This window comes from Dickeya aquatica (assembly GCF_900095885.1).
Classification (GTDB): domain Bacteria; phylum Pseudomonadota; class Gammaproteobacteria; order Enterobacterales; family Enterobacteriaceae; genus Dickeya; species Dickeya aquatica.
In genome coordinates this window covers 1,114,591-1,131,449 of the sequence record NZ_LT615367.1, presented here as the reverse complement: position 1 = coordinate 1,131,449, position 16,859 = coordinate 1,114,591, and the positions used below count along the sequence as shown (strand labels likewise).

11 protein-coding genes, 1 pseudogene and 1 riboswitch are annotated in these 16,859 nt (G+C 55.0%); of the genes and pseudogenes, 8 read left to right on the top strand and 4 right to left on the bottom strand.

The annotated features are described in order from the left end of the window. The first annotated feature begins 202 nt into the window (after nt 1-202). The 8 genes from DAQ1742_RS05175 (at nt 203) to trhP (ending at nt 14,011) form a co-directional block, all read left to right on the top strand. Nucleotides 203-1,444 carry an MdtA/MuxA family multidrug efflux RND transporter periplasmic adaptor subunit gene (locus DAQ1742_RS05175; RefSeq protein WP_035343495.1) on the top strand — a complete coding sequence of 414 codons (1,242 nt, stop codon included), beginning with the start codon at nt 203-205 and terminating at the stop codon, nt 1,442-1,444. Continuing rightward, on the top strand, nt 1,444-4,593 hold the full coding sequence (locus DAQ1742_RS05170) for an MdtB/MuxB family multidrug efflux RND transporter permease subunit (RefSeq protein ID WP_180706243.1): 3,150 nt from the start codon (nt 1,444-1,446) through the stop codon (nt 4,591-4,593). The genes DAQ1742_RS05175 and DAQ1742_RS05170 overlap by 1 nt, the downstream gene beginning before the upstream one ends. Beyond that, on the top strand, nt 4,590-7,676 hold the full coding sequence (gene mdtC / locus DAQ1742_RS05165; protein WP_035343498.1) for a multidrug efflux RND transporter permease subunit MdtC: 3,087 nt from the start codon (nt 4,590-4,592) through the stop codon (nt 7,674-7,676). Before DAQ1742_RS05170 ends, mdtC begins: the two co-directional genes overlap by 4 nt. A 142-nt stretch (nt 7,677-7,818) precedes the next feature. Beyond that, a complete protein-coding gene (gene mdtD / locus DAQ1742_RS05160; protein WP_035343500.1) occupies nt 7,819-9,234 on the top strand; it encodes a multidrug transporter subunit MdtD in 1,416 nt (471 codons plus the stop codon). After that, nucleotides 9,234-10,601 carry an envelope stress sensor histidine kinase BaeS gene (gene baeS, locus DAQ1742_RS05155; protein ID WP_035343502.1) on the top strand — a complete coding sequence of 456 codons (1,368 nt, stop codon included), beginning with the start codon at nt 9,234-9,236 and terminating at the stop codon, nt 10,599-10,601. The genes mdtD and baeS overlap by 1 nt, the downstream gene beginning before the upstream one ends. A 5-nt stretch (nt 10,602-10,606) precedes the next feature. After that, nucleotides 10,607-11,344: an envelope stress response regulator BaeR gene (gene baeR / locus DAQ1742_RS05150; RefSeq protein ID WP_035343503.1), complete on the top strand. Its 738-nt coding sequence runs from the start codon at nt 10,607-10,609 to the stop codon at nt 11,342-11,344. 127 nt (nt 11,345-11,471) lie between these two features. Then, nucleotides 11,472-12,434 (top strand): glutathione S-transferase family protein, encoded by a 963-nt coding sequence (locus DAQ1742_RS05145; protein WP_035343504.1) that lies wholly within the window; start codon nt 11,472-11,474, stop codon nt 12,432-12,434. A gap of 200 nt (nt 12,435-12,634) precedes the next feature. Beyond that, the gene (trhP, locus tag DAQ1742_RS05140) at nt 12,635-14,011 is read left to right on the top strand and encodes a prephenate-dependent tRNA uridine(34) hydroxylase TrhP (RefSeq protein WP_035343506.1); all 1,377 of its coding nucleotides are present in this window, start codon (nt 12,635-12,637) and stop codon (nt 14,009-14,011) included. A gap of 221 nt (nt 14,012-14,232) precedes the next feature. On the opposite strand, the gene psiE is transcribed toward trhP, so the two are convergent. The 4 genes and pseudogenes from psiE to DAQ1742_RS05120 all read right to left on the bottom strand — a co-directional run. Further along, complete coding sequence (gene psiE / locus DAQ1742_RS05135) at nt 14,233-14,640, bottom strand: phosphate-starvation-inducible protein PsiE (protein WP_035343509.1); 408 nt, start codon at nt 14,638-14,640, stop codon at nt 14,233-14,235. A gap of 197 nt (nt 14,641-14,837) precedes the next feature. After that, nucleotides 14,838-15,644, bottom strand: a complete 807-nt coding sequence (gene thiD / locus DAQ1742_RS05130) for a bifunctional hydroxymethylpyrimidine kinase/phosphomethylpyrimidine kinase (RefSeq protein WP_035343511.1) — start codon at nt 15,642-15,644, stop codon at nt 14,838-14,840. Nucleotides 15,645-15,804: 160 nt separating this feature from the next. Beyond that, a riboswitch (TPP riboswitch) is annotated at nt 15,805-15,905 on the bottom strand. A 107-nt stretch (nt 15,906-16,012) separates the two neighbouring features. After that, complete coding sequence (locus DAQ1742_RS05125; protein ID WP_035343513.1) at nt 16,013-16,411, bottom strand: VOC family protein; 399 nt, start codon at nt 16,409-16,411, stop codon at nt 16,013-16,015. Nucleotides 16,412-16,630: 219 nt separating this feature from the next. Then, nucleotides 16,631-16,750: pseudogene (locus tag DAQ1742_RS05120) on the bottom strand (DUF2891 domain-containing protein); the annotation flags it as partial. Nucleotides 16,751-16,859: the final 109 nt, after the last annotated feature.

Here is a 16,859-nt window from a genome sequence, read left to right as displayed (position 1 = left end):
CCGCGTCACGCGCGCGGCTTCAGATTGGTTTATCGCGTCCCCGATGTGGTTTACATCGGGGACTTTTTTCTACAAACCCTGACATATCTTCCATATTTCCTCCATCTTTTGTCCTCCAGTTGATGTTTAAACTAGTATCATAATATTCAGTGTTTCATGGGCTTATGTTTGCCTGTGCTGATTGGAGGTTCCGTTCATTATTATGAATGCCACACGCTTATTTCGTTTAGTTATGCTGGCTGCTGTGATTATTGCAGCATTCTTTATCTGGCGGCACGTTACGCCATCAGAAGAGGCGACCAGCACAGCGGCAACTGCACAGCAAACAACGCGTCAGGGTCAAAATCGTAACGGGGGTGGTCGCCGGGGTTCCTCTGCACCACCGCCAGTACAAGCGGCGCTATCCTCTTCTTCTTCAGTGCCTTATTACCTGTCTGCGCTGGGCACCGTGACCGCAGCGAACACCGTTACGGTACATAGCCGCGTCAGCGGTCAACTGATGGCCATTCACTTTCAGGAAGGACAACAGGTAAATGCCGGTGACTTACTGGCAGAGATTGACCCGCGGCCATTCGAGGTCGCACTGACACAGGCTCAAGGACAGTTGGCCAAAGATCAGGCGCTGTTGGTTAACGCCAGGCAAGACGCCTCCCGCTATCAGCAGTTATCCAAAACAGGTCTGGTTTCTCGCCAGCAATTGGATACTCAGGAATCACTGGTGCGCCAGTATGAGGCCACGGTGAAATCAGACCAGGGCTCAGTTGCCAGCGCCCAGTTACAACTCGACTATAGCCGCATTACCGCACCGTTTAGCGGCCGCGTCGGTCTGCGGCAGATAGATATCGGTAACTATGTCACCAGCACCGATAACCTGCTGGTACTGACACAAACTCACCCCATCGATACGGTGTTTACCGTGCCTGAAAGCGATATCGCCACGGTACTGAAAGCACAAAAATCGGGCCAGCCAATACCGGTGGAAGCCTGGGATCGCGCAAATCGTCAGCGCCTTTCTCAGGGGCGCTTGCTGAGTATGGATAACCAGATAGACACCACCACCGGCACCGTCAAACTGAAAGCCCGCTTTGAAAATAACGATGACACGCTGTTCCCCAACCAGTTTGTGAATATCAAAATGAAAGTCGATACGCTGCAAAATGTGGTGGTCGCCCCTTCCGCTGCCATTCAGATGGGCAATGAAGGTCATTTCGTCTGGGTCTTGAACGACAAAGATCAGGTCAGCAAACACATCATTACAACCAGCATTCAGTACGGGCCACAAACGGTCGTCACCAGCGGTCTTAACGCCGGTGAGCGAGTGGTCACTGACGGTATAGACAGGCTAACGGAAGGGGCTCGTGTTGAGGTGCTGGCTCCCGCAGCGGCTGAGCCCCATGCCACCGCCGGCGGCGAGAAACATCAGCGTAATGCGGAGAAATCCTGATGCAGGAGACGACTACGCCGATACAAGACCCCACCCCCGTGACCGGTGGGGGGCCGTCTCGCCTGTTTATTCTCAGGCCGATTGCGACAACGTTACTGATGGTAGCCATTTTGCTGGCCGGGATTGTCGGCTACCGTGCGCTGCCCGTTTCCGCACTGCCGGAAGTTGATTATCCCACCATTCAGGTTGTTACCTTATATCCCGGTGCCAGCCCGGATGTCATGACCTCAGCCGTCACCGCGCCGCTGGAGCACCAGTTTGGCAGTATGTCTGGCCTGAAACAGATGTCGAGCCAGAGCGCGGGCGGGGCTTCGGTGATAACCCTGCAATTTCAGCTCTCACTTTCGCTGGATGTCGCCGAGCAGGATGTGCAGGCAGCCATTAACGCTGCGACCAATTTGCTGCCAACCGACCTGCCTTTTCCGCCAACCTATAGCAAAGTCAACCCTGCCGACCCGCCCATCATGACACTGGCGGTCACGTCAACGGCGCTGCCGATGACGCAGGTACAAGACATGATAGAAACGCGCATCGCGCAAAAAATCTCGCAAGTGGAAGGCGTCGGGCTGGTAACACTGGCAGGAGGTCAACGTCCGTCAGTGCGGGTGAAAATGAACCCTGGGGCACTGGCAGCCTATGGCCTTAGCAGCGAGAATGTGCGCACCGCTATTACCGCCGCCAACGTCAACACGCCGAAGGGCAGCTTTGATGGCCCGGCTCGATCGGTCACCTTATCGGCCAACGATCAAATGCGTTCACTGGATGACTACCGCCAGCTCATCATTAGCTGGAAAAACGGTGCGCCAGTGCGGTTACAAGATGTCGCTGACGTTGAACAGGAGCCGGAAAACACCCGTCTGGCAGCCTGGTCTAATCAACATCAGGCCATCATTTTGAATATTCAGCGTCAGCCTGGCGCTAACGTTATCGCCACCGCAGACCATATCCGCAGCCTGCTGCCTGCGCTAAAAGCGAGCCTGCCCAAATCGGTAGACATCAGCCTGCTGACCGATCGCACGACCACCATCCGCGCTTCGGTAGACGACGTGCAGTTCGAGTTGCTGCTGGCCATCGCGTTGGTGGTGATGGTGATTTACCTGTTCTTGCGTAACGCAGTCGCCACACTGATCCCAAGTATTGCCGTGCCGCTGTCGCTGGTTGGCACCTTTGCCGCAATGTATTTTCTCGGTTTTTCCATCAACAACCTGACGCTGATGGCATTAACCATCGCCACCGGTTTCGTGGTCGATGATGCGATTGTGGTCATCGAAAACATTGCCCGCTATATCGAAAAAGGGGAAAAACCGTTACAGGCCGCGCTAAAAGGGGCCGGAGAAATCGGTTTTACCATCATCTCACTGACCTTCTCGTTGATTGCGGTACTGATCCCTCTGCTGTTTATGGGAGATATTATTGGCCGGCTGTTCCGTGAGTTTGCGGTCACGCTGGCGGTTTCTATTCTTATCTCGGCGGTCGTATCACTCACACTCACACCAATGATGTGCGCCCGCCTGCTTAGCCATCAGGCGCTTACGCACCAAAACCGCTTCACGCGTGCCAGCGAGCGCTTTTTTGATGCGGTTATTGCCCTTTATGGCCGCGGCCTGACCCGGGTGTTAAGCCATCCCTGGCTGACGCTTGGGGTAGCCATTGGCACACTGGCCCTGACGGTGGTGTTGTATATCGTTATCCCAAAAGGTTTTTTCCCGATTCAGGACAACGGCATCATTCAAGGCAGCGTGCAGGCGTCACAAACCATCTCCTTTAGCGGCATGGTGGATAAACAACAGCAAGTCAGCCGCCTGATTCTAAAAGACCCGGCGGTCGAGAGTATCTCTTCGTTTATTGGTGTCGATGGCACGAACCCATCGCTCAATAGCGGGCGGCTGCAAATCAACCTCAAACCGCTGGATGAACGTCACGATCGCATTCAGGCAGTGATCGCGCGCTTGCAGCAGCAAACAGCCGCACTACCTGGCGTGCAACTCTATCTGCAACCGGTGCAAGATCTCACCATCGACACGCAAGTCAGCCGGACACAGTACCAGTTTACGCTGCAAACCATGTCGCTCGGCGAGCTCAGCACCTGGGTACCGAAACTGACCGCCGAATTGCAAAAGCTGCCGCAGTTGCAGGATGTCAGCAGTGACTGGCAAGAAGGCGGCGCGGTCGCGTATGTCAAAGTGAACCGGGACAGCGCCAGCCGCCTGGGCATCACCATGTCACAGATAGACAGCGCGCTGTACAACGCTTTCGGCCAGCGGCTTATCTCAACCATTTATACCCAGTCAAACCAGTACCGGGTGGTGCTGGAACAGCAGCATGACAACAATGACGGCCTGGCCTCGCTCAATGCTGTCCGGCTGATTAACAGCACCGGCGGCAGCGTTCCCCTTAGCAGCATCGCCACCCTTGAAGAGCGCCAGGGGCCTTTGTCGATAAACCATATTGACCAGTTCCCCTCTACCACCATTTCATTCAATGTGGCACCCGGTTATGCACTGGGCGATGCCGTGAGCGCTATTGCACAAACCCAGCAACAAATGCAGTTGCCAAGCGACATCATCACCCGCTTTCAGGGCAGTACGCTGGCATTTCAGTCAGCCCTGACCAGCACCATCTGGCTGGTGGTCGCCGCGATTGTGGCGATGTATATCGTGCTCGGGGTGTTGTATGAAAGCTTTATTCATCCGGTTACTATCCTCTCCACCTTGCCTACCGCCGGGGTGGGGGCGCTGCTGGCATTGATGCTGGCAGGCAGTGATCTGAATATTATCGCTATCATCGGTATCATCCTGCTGATTGGTATTGTGAAGAAAAATGCCATCATGATGATCGACTTTGCGCTGGCCGCAGAGCGTGAGCAGGGCATGCCGCCATATCAGGCGATTTATCAAGCCTGTCTGCTGCGTTTTCGCCCGATCCTGATGACGACGATGGCCGCCTTGCTCAGTGCCGTACCGCTCATGTTCAGCACCGGTGTTGGCGCAGAACTGCGCCGCCCGCTCGGCATCTGTATGGTGGGCGGGCTGGTGATGAGTCAGGTATTGACCCTATTTACCACCCCGGTGATTTACCTGCTGTTTGACCGGCTGGCTCACCGTTTACGCCGCCGCCAGGCACAAAAACAGGAAGGGGAAATACAGTGAAGTTCTTCGCGCTGTTTATCCACCGTCCGGTCGCCACCACGTTGCTGGCGCTGGCGATAGCCTTGTGCGGTCTGCTTGGCTATCAGTTGCTGCCGGTTTCACCGCTGCCACAGGTCGATTATCCGGTGATTTCCGTCACCGCCTCAATGCCGGGTGCCTCACCGGAAACCATGGCCTCCTCGGTCGCAACACCGCTTGAGCGCTCGCTGGGGCGCATTGCGGGCGTGAACGAAATGACGTCCATGAGCTCCCTTGGCAGTACCCGTATTATTATGCAATTTGCGCTGGAGCGAGATATCAACGGGGCCGCTCGTGATGTTCAGGCGGCGATCAACGCCGCCCAGAGTCTGTTGCCAAGTAACATGCCAAGCCGCCCTTATTATCGCAAGGTCAACCCGTCAGATGCGCCGGTGGTGATAATGACGTTGACCTCAGATACCTACAGCCCCGGCCAGCTCTACGACTATGCCTCAACTCAAATCGCTCAGCGGGTATCACAAATTGAAGGGGTGGGTGATGTCACTATTGGTGGCAGCTCACTGCCCGCCGTGCGGGTATCCCTCAATCCTCAGGCGCTTTTTAATCAAGGGGTTTCACTCGATGAAGTGCGCCAGTCGATTGCGCAGGCCAATGTGCGACAGCCCGTTGGCAGTGTGGACAGCGACAGTAAGCACTATCAACTCCAGACCAATGATGCGCTGAAAACCGCCGATGCGTATAAACCGCTGATTATCCATTACAATAATGGTGCCGCAGTGCGACTGAGCGATGTGGCCACGGTTAAGGATTCGGTACAAAACGTACTCAATGCCGGGATGACCAATGCCAAACCGGCGATTCTGGTGCTGATTCGCCGGGCACCGGATGCCAACATTATTGCCACCGTCGATGCCATTCGCGCCGCCATGCCAGAATTACGCGCGATGGTGCCTGCATCGATTAATCTGGACATTGCACAAGACCGCTCGCCGACTATACGTACCTCGCTGCGCGATGTGGAGCGCTCGCTGACTATTGCCGTATCGCTGGTGATCCTGGTGGTCTTTTTATTTCTGCGCTCGGCCCGCGCCACCCTGATTCCAGCTATTGCCGTGCCCGTATCACTGATTGGCACCTTTTCTGCCATGTACTTGTGTGGCTTTAGTCTGAATAACCTGTCGCTGATGGCGTTAACGGTCGCCACGGGCTTTGTGGTGGATGACGCCATAGTGGTGCTGGAAAATATTTCCCGCCATATTGAAGCGGGTATGAAACCGTTGCCGGCCTCATTGCAAGGGGTACGGGAAGTCGGTTTCACCGTCGTATCCATGAGTCTGTCACTGATTGCGGTGTTTATTCCTTTGCTGTTTATGGATGGCCTGCCGGGGCGGTTATTTAGAGAGTTCTCAATTACGCTCTCGGTAGCGATTCTGATTTCACTGCTGGTTTCCATTACCCTGACCCCCATGATGTGCGCGCGACTGTTACGTACACATGCACCGCGCAGCCAGCCACGCACCCGCGGTTTTAACCGGCTGCTGCTGGGATTACAGCAAGGATATGGTCGCAGCTTGCGCTGGGTGCTTAACCATACTCGCTGGGTGATGCTGGTGTTGCTGGGCACCATCAGCCTCAGTGTCTGGCTCTATATCACCATTCCCAAAACGTTTTTCCCTGAGCAAGACACCGGGCGACTGATGGGCTTTATTCAAGCCGACCAGAGCATCTCGTTTCAGGCAATGAAACAAAAGCTACAGGATTTTATGACCATCGTGCGTGCTGACCCGGCTGTTGATAATGTCACGGGTTTTACCGGCGGTATGCGCACCAATAGCGGTTCGATGTTTATCAGCCTCAAGCCGCTTGCAGAGCGCGATGTCAGCGCACAACAGGTGATAACACGGTTACGCGCGAAACTGGCCAAAGAGCCGGGGGCAAACCTGTACCTGATGGCTGTGCAGGATGTGCGCATCGGCGGGCGCGAGGCCAACGCCGGGTATCAGTATTCACTGTTGTCGGATGACCTGGCGGTACTGCGTACCTGGGAGCCAAAAATCCGCGACGCCCTGACCAAGCTGCCAGAGCTGGCGGATGTCAGTTCCGATCAGCAAGACAAAGGCGCTGAGCTGATGATGGAATACGATCGCGATGCCATGGCACGTCTGGGCGTTAATGTTTCCGGGGTGAATGCGCTACTGAATAACGCCTTCGGTCAGCGGCAAATTTCCACCATCTATCAGCCCATGAACCAATACAAAGTGGTGATGGAGGTTGACCCGGCCTATACCCAGGATCCGACATCGCTCGACAAAATGTTTGTGATTAACAATGACAACAAGCCGATCCCGTTGTCATTTTTTGCCCACTGGCGGCCCGCCAATACACCGCTTGCTGTTAACCATCAGGGGCTTTCCGCTGCCGCGACCCTCTCGTTTAACCTGCCGGAAGGTGCCAGCCTGTCAGATGCCACAACAGCGATTGAACGCACCATGACCTCACTGGGCGTGCCGTCCTCCATTCGCGGCCAGTTTGCGGGTACGGCGCTGGCCTTCCAGCAATCACAGCACTCACAAATCGTGCTGATTATCGCCGCCATTATCACGGTCTACATCGTGCTGGGCATTTTGTATGAGAATGTGGCGCACCCGCTCACCATTCTCTCCACACTGCCTTCCGCCGGTGTCGGGGCATTGCTGGCGCTGGAGCTGTTTAACAAGCCGTTTAGCCTGATTGCGCTGATAGGTATCTTGCTGCTGATAGGTATCGTGAAGAAAAACGCCATCATGATGGTGGATTTTGCGCTGGTGGCGCAGCGTGAAGGCAAACTATCAGCGCACGAGGCCATTTTCCGCGCCTGTATGCTGCGCTTTCGCCCGATAATGATGACCACCATGGCCGCACTCTTTGGCGCGCTACCGCTGGTGCTCGGCAGCGGCGATGGCTCGGAACTGCGTCAGCCGCTGGGTATTACCATTGTTGGCGGGCTGGTAATGAGCCAGTTGCTGACTATCTATACCACCCCGGTGGTATATCTGTTCTTTGATAGTCTCGGGCAGCGGCTACGCCGGTCAAAAGCCCGCAAGCAACACGTCCCTTTGGCCTGAAACCATCGTAATGGCATTATGCGATAGCCTCTTATTCGGCCGTACCTCGCTGTCATATAATGCCTTTTATTATTCAATACTTCGCCGGGGCTAAGCCCCGGCAGCATCAGGGAGCCGAGCCCTCCCAGGAGTTGCCCCGAGCATGACCAGTCAGCCGCCTGCCTCCGTTCGCTGGCAATTGTGGATTGTGGCCTTCGGTTTTTTCATGCAGACGCTGGATACCACCATCGTCAACACCGCCCTGCCCTCCATGGCAGTCAGCCTTAATGAAAGCCCGCTGAATATGCATGCGGTGATTGTCGCCTATGTGCTGACGGTCGCCATGGTACTGCCTGCCAGCGGCTGGCTGGCCGACCGGCTGGGCGTGCGCAATATCTTCTTTTGCGCCATTGTATTGTTCAGTTTCGGCTCGTTACTCTGCGCCCGCTCGCAAACGCTCGATGCATTACTGTGCTCACGGGTAATTCAGGGAATTGGCGGTGCGATGATGGTGCCGATTGGTCGCCTGACGGTGATGAAACTGGTGCCGCGCGATCAATACATGGCGGCGATGACATTCGTGACGCTGCCAGGGCAGATTGGGCCACTGATGGGGCCAACCCTGGGCGGGTTTCTGGTGCAGTACGCCAGTTGGCACTGGATTTTCCTGATTAACATCCCGGTCGGTGTGATGGGTGCCATCGCCACCTGGTTACTGATGCCCAATTTTACCCTGCCCGCCCGCCGCTTTGATGTGCCGGGTTTTCTCTATCTGGTCGTGGCCATGGGCAGCCTGACGCTGGCGCTTGATGGGCAAAAAAGCCTTGGCTTATCCACACTGGCATTATCGGCACTGGTAGTGACCGGGCTGCTGGCGCTGCTTATCTACTGGAGGCATGCCACAGAGAATGAGCACGCATTGTTTAATCTGCGCTTGTTTGAGACGCGCAGCTTTAGCATCGGGCTGTTTGGCGGCTGGCTGGCGCGTATTGGCAGCGGCATGCTGCCGTTCATGACGCCGGTGTTTTTACAGCTCGGGCTCGGTTACTCACCGTTTCATGCCGGCATGATGATGATCCCTTTAGTGCTCGGCAATATGGGCATGAAACGGCTGGTGGTGATGGTGGTAAACCGCTTTGGCTATCGCAATGTATTGGTCGCCTCTACGCTGATGCTGGCGCTGGCGACGCTGCTGTTTGCATTGGTCGCCATGATGAACTGGCACTGGATGATGCCGGTGGTGCTGCTACTGGTCGGCATGGTAAACGGCATCCGGTTTTCTACGATGAACACGCTGACACTCAAAGACCTGCCCGACACACTGGCCAGCGGTGGCAATAGTCTGCTGTCGATGTCGATGCAGCTCTCGACCAGTATGGGCGTCACGCTCGCTGGCATGTTACTGGGCCTGTTCGCTCATACGCATCTGGTGGCAGGCGCGCAGCAAACCCACAGCGTGTTTCTTTATACCTACCTCTGCATGGTGGCGGTGATGGCCTTTCCGGCGCTGATTTTCATCCGTGCGCCTAAAGAGGTCGTTCCCCAGACGACGCTGACACGCACTTCCCGAGGCCAATAATGCGATTCGGTATCACTGCCAGAATGTTTCTGGCGATTTTTTCCACCTGCATGCTGGTGCTTATCATCATGCATTTCGGTGTCAGGCTCAGTTTTGAAAAGGGTTTTATCGACTACATTCGCCACGGCAATGAACAGCGCGCGACCCAAATTAAAGAGTTGCTGGAAGAACAATATCAGTTGCACGGTGACTGGGAATTTCTGCGCAGCCGGGATCAAGGCATTTTTTCGATGATCCGCACCCTTGATCAAAACAGCAATGAAGCATTACAAGGCTGGCGTACCCGCTTTTGGGTGCTCGATGAAAACCGTAACCGACTGCTCGGCCCTCCGGTACCACTTCCTGGCGATAGCACAACGTTACCGTTGGTCGTCCGGCAACGCACCGTTGGCTGGATTGTCAGCGCGCCGGTCGAAGGGCTCACCCGCAGCGCTGATATCAACTTTGACCAGCAACAGCAACGAACCAGTTGGCTGATAGTGGCCTTCACTACCTTGCTGGCTGCCGTCGTCACCTGGCTCTTGTCACGCGGCTTGCTGGCCCCGGTGAAACGGCTGGTTAACGGTATTCATCAGTTAGCCGGCGGTGACTTTAGTACCCGGGTCTGCGGCAATGAACGCGATGAACTGGGGCGTCTGGCGCAGGACTTTAACCAACTGGCCTCGGCGCTGGAGAAAAACGAGCAGTCTCGCCGGGCGTTTATGGCTGATATCTCCCATGAGTTGCGAACGCCGCTGGCGGTGCTGCGCGGTGAGCTCGAAGCCTTGCAAGATGGTGTGCGCAAACCCGATACGGCCGCATTCAGTTCGTTGCAGGCGGAAGTGGTGATGCTGGCCAAGCTGGTCGATGACCTGCACCAGCTATCGCTCTCGGATGTGGGCGCACTGGCTTACCGTAAAAGTGCGGTGAACGTCACGACACTGTTACAGGTTTCGCTCGCCGCGTTTAACGAACGTTTTCACCATAAACAGATTGCCCTTCACACCTGCCTGCACCCACAGGCTGTGGTATTTGGCGACCCGGATCGCCTGAGCCAATTGTTCAATAATTTGCTGGAAAACAGCCTGCGCTATACTGATGAAGGCGGTCGGCTGGAAGTCGAGACTGAATTACGCCCGCAGTGGCTGGTTATTCACTGGCACGACAGCGCCCCCGGCATTACGGATGAGCAGTTATCGCTCATTTTTGAGCGTTTCTACCGCGCCGAAAGCTCCCGTAACCGCGCCAGCGGTGGGTCAGGCCTTGGGCTTGCCATTTGCGCCAACATCATTGAGGCACACGAAGGACGCCTGTATGCTGGCCACTCACCGCTTGGCGGCGTACACCTCACCGTCGAGCTGCCCTTACACCTCTACCAGAACAGGTAAGTCACATGACCGCATCGTCTCTTGTCCCCGCAGGTGATGACACCCAGCCGGTACTGATAGTAGAAGATGAACCCAAACTTGGGCAGTTGCTGGTGGATTACCTGCAAGCTTCGGGATATTCCACCCATTGGTTAACCCAGGGCGATGAGGTTGAACCCTGGGTACGCGAGCACCCCTGCCAGTTAATCCTGCTGGATTTAATGCTGCCGGGACGCGACGGGTTAACACTGTGCCGCGCAATCCGTGGCTTTTCCAACGTCCCCATTATTATGGTGACAGCACGCAGCGATGAAATTGACCGGCTGCTTGGGCTGGAAATTGGCGCTGATGATTACATTTGTAAACCCTACAGCCCGCGTGAAGTGGTTGCCCGGGTGAAAACCTTGCTACGCCGCTGCCGCTGGCAACATGAGCCTAAAGCCAATGATGCGGTGTCTGCTTTGCTCATCGACCAGCATCGCTATCAGGCAAGCTATCTGGGCCGACAGCTCGATTTAACCCCTGCCGAATTTCGGTTGTTAAAAACCCTGTCGGCCGAACCGGGCCGGGTGTTCTCACGCGAGCAGTTGCTTGATCATCTGTATGATGACTACCGGGTTGTGACAGACCGCACCATTGATAGCCATATCAAGAACCTGCGGCGTAAACTGGAGATGTTTGACCGGGAAACCTCGTTCATCCGCACCGTGTACGGTATTGGCTATCGCTGGGAGGCAGCGGCCAGCCAGGAAACACCGGAGTAGTGCAGCCGCTGTTTCCCGACAAACTACCATCAAAGAAACTGTCCGACTCCGTTAAAAATTTGCAATTTCCACCTTGTTTCCACCTGCTAGCATAGGCATCAGTATCATAACCATGATGAGGGTGAGCATGTCGGGATTAGTGAATGGCAAATGGGTGAATGGCGACGTCGCCGCCGAAGAGATCAAAGGCGGGGCGTTTCATCGCCAGGAAACCCGGTTTCGTGACACCGAACTCTCCCCCGAAGCGGGGCGGTACCAGTTGTTTGTCTCCTACCTGTGCCCGTGGGCATCACGCACGCTGATTTTTCGCAATCTGAAAGGGTTGCAGCAAGCCGTGCACCTGTCGGTGGCCGAACCCCGTATCGGCGATCAGGGCTGGGAGTTCAGCACACCGCAAGAAGCGGGCGATAAAGTCGAGCCGGTGCGTTACCTGCATCAGTTGTATACCGCCAGCGATGCGCACTACACGGGGAAAGTCTCCGTCCCGGTACTGTGGGACAGGCAAGAAGGCCGCATCGTCAACAATGAATCGGCAGAGATTATTCGCCTGTTCAACCATGCGTTTAATTCACTGACAGGCAACACGCTGGATTTCTACCCACCCACGCTGCAACCAGCCATCGACCACTGGAATAGCCTGATTTATGACCATATCAACAATGGGGTCTACAAAACCGGTTTTGCCAAAACACAGGAACACTACGAACACGCTGTCGTCAATCTGTTTACAGCGCTTGATACCGTAGAGGCACACCTTGAGCAACACCGTTATCTGGCCGGTGATACCGTGACCGAAGCCGACTGGCGCTTGTTCGTCACACTGATTCGTTTTGATGCCGCTTACCATGGCGCATTTAAATGTAACTTGCGCCGCCTCGAAGACTACCCGCAGCTCGCCGGGTATTTGCGCGAGCTCTACCAATGGCCGGGCGTGAAAGAGACGGTCAACATCGGGCACATCAAAACCGGTTACTACAGTATCTTGTGGCTGAACCCGACCGGGATCATCCCCAAAGGGCCGCTAGTGGACTTTGAACGCCCCCACGGGCGTGAACAGATTGGCCCCTCTGCCGGGGTCGCCCGGTATTAAGTGGCATCAGTCATGAAAATGACGCCCCGGCACCGGTCACTGCGTGCCCGACACCCCGAGAGCCCCCGGCGGTTCCTCATACAAGGCCTACTTTTTGTAAGCTGACTACTGATTTTTACTGCCGTTGGCGCTAGAATCGGCCGCCTTTAACTGCTCCCTGACGGGAGCAGCCTGACCTGTGATCAGACTCGAGAGAAATCATGTTCAAACCAGAATTACTGTCTCCGGCCGGTACGCTGAAAAATATGCGTTACGCCTTTGCTTACGGCGCAGATGCGATTTACGCCGGCCAGCCCCGTTACAGCCTGCGGGTGCGTAACAATGAATTCAACCACCAGACGCTGGCGCAAGCCATCAGCGAGGCGCATGCGCTGGGGAAAAAGTTCTATGTGGTGGTGAATATTGCCCCTCATAACGCCAAGCTGAAAACGTTCTTGCGTGACTTGCAGCCCGTTATCGACATGCAGCCGGATGCGCTCATCATGTCTGACCCAGGGCTCATCATGCTGGTGCGGGAAAACTTTCCACAGATGCCGGTTCACCTGTCAGTACAGGCCAATGCGGTAAACTGGGCGACGGTGAAATTCTGGCAGCAGATGGGGTTGAGCCGGGTCATCCTCTCACGCGAGCTGTCGCTTGAGGAAATTGAGGAAATCCGCACTCAGGTGCCGGAAATGGAGCTGGAGATTTTCGTGCACGGGGCATTGTGTATGGCCTACTCCGGGCGCTGCCTGCTCTCTGGTTATATCAACAAGCGCGACCCAAACCAGGGCACCTGCACCAACGCCTGCCGCTGGGAGTATAACGTGCAGGAGGGCAAAGAGGATGACACCGGTAACATCGTGCATCTTCATGACCCGATTGCCATCAAAGAGATAGACAGTGCCACCGTTGAACCGACGCTCGGCATCGGCGCACCAACGGATAAAGTGTTCATGCTCGAAGAGAGCCAGCGGCCGGGCGAGTACATGAGTGCTTTTGAAGACGAGCACGGTACCTACATCATGAACTCCCGCGACCTGCGCGCCATTCAGCATGTCGAGCGGTTGACCAAAATGGGCGTCCATTCACTGAAAATTGAAGGCCGCACCAAATCGTTCTACTACTGTGCCCGCACAGCGCAGGTTTATCGTCAGGCCATCGATGATGCCGCCGCGGGCAAACCCTTTGACCCGACCCTGCTGCAAACGCTGGAAGGGCTGGCGCACCGCGGTTACACCGAAGGTTTCTTGCGCCGCCATGTGCATGAAGATTACCAGACTTACGAGTACGGTTATTCTGTCTCCGATCGCCAGCAGTTCGTCGGGGAATTTACCGGCCAGCGCCGCGACGGCTTAGCCGAAGTCGCCGTCAAAAACAAGTTTGCGTGTGGCGACAGCGTGGAGATGATGACACCGGGCGGTAATATCCAGTTTACCGTGACGACCTTGCTCAATAAGAAAGGTCAGCCGGTTGACGTTGCACCAGGAGATGGCCACATCGTTTATTTGCCCGTCCCTGATGACATCGCGCTGGAATACGCCTTGCTGCTGCGTAACTTACCTGGCACCAGCACCCGCAATCCGCACGCTCAGTGAGAAACCCTGTGAAAAAGATGACAGTTTCACCGCTAATGTGACATTTTTTAGAATCTGGTCACATCAATCGCACGGTCAACTGGTTATTATTGCAGCGCTGAGAAAATACAGAACAAAAAAATTAAGCGTAGTGACATCGTCCTACATTAGGAACCACCTCCTTAGGCCAGCTCAATCTCCCTTGAGTTGGCCCTTTTCTTTGTACCAGCCCAAACCCATCGCTACTCCCGTTTCAGGCGCGGGCTGTTTACCAGATATAACGTGACGACCAGGATCAGGATGGCCCCGGAATAGGTGAAAGTGTCAGCCGGGTTTTTATGGTCAACAATAATCAGGCGCACAATCGCCGTAATGCCGATATAGATAAAATAGCGCAGCGGGAAGTGATAGCCCGACAAAAAATACTTCACGATCAGCGCCAAAAACTCAAAATAAAGAAAATAAATCACCAGGCTTTCAATCAGCATATAGGAGGACTCTTTCTCATTGCTGACCAGCAACACCGTCGCCAAATGCCAGGTCTCCTTGCCGAGAAACACCACCAAAATCACCGCCAGCACCAGCAAACCGACATTGAGTATGGTCTGCAACCCCCTGGCGACCATCACCGCGCGTGCCGAACCTGCCATAATTCTTATTCCTCCAAAAACTAAACAGCCGGGCAGCCATATCGCCCAGCCGACAGACAAAACGCCGTAAAACCGGTGAGCTTTTTGGGTACACCGTCGGCAATAACATGATACAGATCACAAATTACTCAGCCCATGTCAGGCTGTCTATGCAATATTCCTCAACCGGCATCGAATTTTCTTATCTCAGACAGTTCTTACCACCAGCGGTGAAAATGGTGTACCGGGCCAATCCCCTGCCCCACCTCCAGCGCATCAGCCTGCTCGAGTGCACCGTGCAAATAGGCTTTCGCCGCAGCGAGTGTCTGTAACCAATTATCATGACGAGGGCGTAATGCCGCCAGCGCAGCAGAGAGCGTACAGCCAGTGCCGTGGGTGTGACGGGTGTTAACACGCACACCGTTGCACCTGACAGGCCCGGCATCAGGTAAGAACAGCCAGTCCGGGCTATCCGGCTGATTAAGGTGCCCGCCTTTCATCAGCACCGCCTGGCAGCCCATTGCCAGCAACGCCTCTCCTTGCTGGCACATCTCATGCTCATTATCGGCAATCTGGCAGCGCAACAGTGCCGCAGCCTCTGGCAGGTTAGGGGTAATAAGCGAAACCTGCGGCAGCAAAAGCTGGCGCAGAGCCGCAACAGCGTCGTCTGTCAGTAGCGGATCGCCACTTTTGGCCAGCATCACGGTATCAAGCACCACATACGGCAACGCATAGCCCTGCAACGCGTGCGCAACCACCTCAACTATCGCGGTGTGCGACAACATACCAATTTTTGCGCTATCGATACGCACATCGCTGAGTACCGAATCCAGTTGGGCCGCCACAAAGGCAGCTTCAATGCGGTACACCGACTGCACGCCGCGTGTATTTTGCGCCACCAGTGCCGTAATAACACTGGTGCCGTAGGCACCGAGTGCCGAAAAGGTTTTCAGGTCAGCCTGAATGCCCGCGCCGCCGCTGGGATCCGTTCCGGCAATAGTCAGTGCATTAATCGGGGTTTTCATCAGCACACCACCGGGGCAACAGTAACAACATCAGCGTGAATGCGGCAGAAAAACACAGGCCGAAGCACCCCGGCAGACAAAGGAAAAAGCGTGGTGAGCACAAAAAAGACAGGTCGAGCGAACATAAACCTCCCAACCGGCGTGAAAGAAGGCGGTAGCCGGTGGGATACCGTGACTTCCCTACGCTGGCATTATCCAGTTCAGGTAATACGGGTATTTCTCAGCCGTTCTGAATAGGAAGCGGCACCCCGAGTCAACGGAGCCATTATTGGAAGCCTTGGTCATAAAGGTCAAGGCTGAAAAATAGAGCGCGGGCGTAAAGGTGATAAGCAACGCGGCTAAACCCTGCCCCCGGACACACCACACAGTTATGCCATCGCTGCCTGACAGCACACCACGGCGACCGTGTAGCCATCGGGATCACACACAAAAGCGGCGTACTCATCAGGATGGCGCGAGGTCTGTACACCGGGTTTCCCCTTATCCTGCCCGCCAGCGGCAAGGGCTGCGCTAAAAAAGGCATCCACTACGGCTTTTGATGAGACACCAAAGACAACCTGCGCCGCAGGCCGCGTACTCACTTCCCCTTGAAATAGCCAAAACTCGACGCCAGAGTCAGCCACCAGACCATAGCCGCCCAACACGGAAAAACTCACGGCAAATTTCATGTCTTTGATCTGCTCATACCCCAGCGGCTTGAGCGCCTGCTGATAAAAGCGCTGACTGCGATATAAATCGGACACCGGGATACTCAATTGCTCCTGCATATTTATTCCCCCTGACTACAGCCTGTGATGGCGCTTCACCGGTGATAACGCCTCACCGATGATAACACTGCTCCCGTGATAACACCTCGCCAGAAGACAAGCTATCTGCCAGGCACATTCACCAGTGAATCATCAACATAGTCAGGTTTGCTGAGGGAAATCCTGATCCAGATCGAAAAAAAACAATTATTTATGCATTAAAAGTGATTTTTTATTAAATCAACCTTGAGTGTCTGGCACGGGATCCAGCGCCAGCATCGCAAAGCTTGCCAGCCTATGCCCGCCGCCATAGTGGCTTCCCACCACATGATTGATACTGGCCGCCAGATGATGCCCGGCACTGGCAATCACCATCACGTCTTTTTATCGCTAACCTACTGAACTAAAATATTATTTCCAATAAAAACATTAGGTTAAAAAATGAATCAACGGTTTTGTCGCAAAGAGG